The sequence below is a fragment of the Paenibacillus sp. 01T422 genome (assembly GCF_056398785.1).
Window position 1 is genome coordinate 1 of sequence record NZ_JBFTQB010001296.1, and the last position, 1,269, is coordinate 1,269.

The 1,269-nt window shown below is 40.8% G+C and carries 2 protein-coding genes; both read left to right on the top strand.

Annotated elements, in window-relative coordinates:
- The coding region (locus tag AC1DUA_RS38145) for a DUF3502 domain-containing protein (RefSeq protein WP_477504653.1) at positions 1 to 643 on the top strand (643 nt) is incomplete at its 5' end.
- A gap of 430 nt (positions 644 to 1,073) precedes the next feature.
- Positions 1,074 to 1,269: hypothetical protein (locus tag AC1DUA_RS38150; protein WP_477504654.1), on the top strand; the 196-nt coding region annotated here is incomplete at its 3' end.

Consider the following 1,269-nt stretch of genomic DNA (forward strand, 5'->3'; position numbering starts at 1 on the left):
GTACATTACTAGAACGGCCGTAATGAATCCGGATGTACCGGCTAACCAAGCGGATCGCTATGGAAATGGAAAGCCGGAAAATGTGCTTACAGCTAAATTTTCACAACCTTATATGAGTACTGGGTCAATTATTGGAACTTTGACAGCTATTCCCCGCACATCCAAAAATCCAGAACGTGCTATGATGTTCTATGACTTGATGTACTCGGATGCAAAACTATTTAACCTTTTAAACTATGGTATTGAAAGCAAGCACTACAAGAAAATAGGTGAAGATCTGATCGAAACGATTCCTAACACGGGCTATAACGTTGCTTCCGGTTGGGAGTACGGCAACATGTTCAACTCCTACCGCACGAGTCCGTTACAACCCAAATGGTTCCCAGCAGGACCAGACATGAACAGCGCAGCTATTTCGTCAAAAGTGCTTGGCTTCAGCTTCGATCCATCCAAGGTGAAGAGCGAGCTGGCGCAATGTGCTTCCGCCATCAGCGAGTTTAAAGCCGGCTTGATCACTGGAGCGCTTGATCTGGAAGTTCAATTGCCTAAATTAAATGAAAAGCTGAAAAAAGCAGGCATGGACAAGCTGCTGGCAGAAATGCAAACGCAAATTGACGCGTGGAAGGTAGCGAACAAGAAATAATTTTGTGAAGAGGCGGGGGAGCTAGTACCTTCGTCTTTTCTTTTATTTCAGAGCATTAACATAGTCCTCAGCCTATAAACAGGGAATTTCCATAATTAAACTATTATTCAAAAGTATGTTTTTAACATCACGATTTTCGCCAAAAAGTACAGAATATTGATGCTCTAGACTACAAAATAAGCAGTATACGTGTGGTAGATTCCTTGTTTATATTGAGTTTGTAAACATTGACTGTGTGTGAAATGAGAATTGGAGGTTAGTACATTTCAGCAGTTAGACGAACCTTGTGGAGGAGTGATAGATAACTTCTATTGTAAAAGAAACCATAAGCTTACCTACTACAGTGTTGTTAATGGTTAATGCTTCTTTCTGTAAATTGTCTATGAGGCTATGAGGCTAGAAGTCAACTTCAGTTAATGGGAGGTATTTTATGTTCAAAAGAAATCGAATTGCGAAACAAGCATTTAGAAAAATAGTTGCCAGTTTATTGGCAGCAAGCTTGTTCGCATCTATGCAAGTGAATTTCGTATTTGCATCACCCACTGAGCAATCATTGACGAAATTACCGGGTGTTGTGGTTACGGCGAGCAGTGAATGGAATGGTATGAATGCGATAAGAACGATAG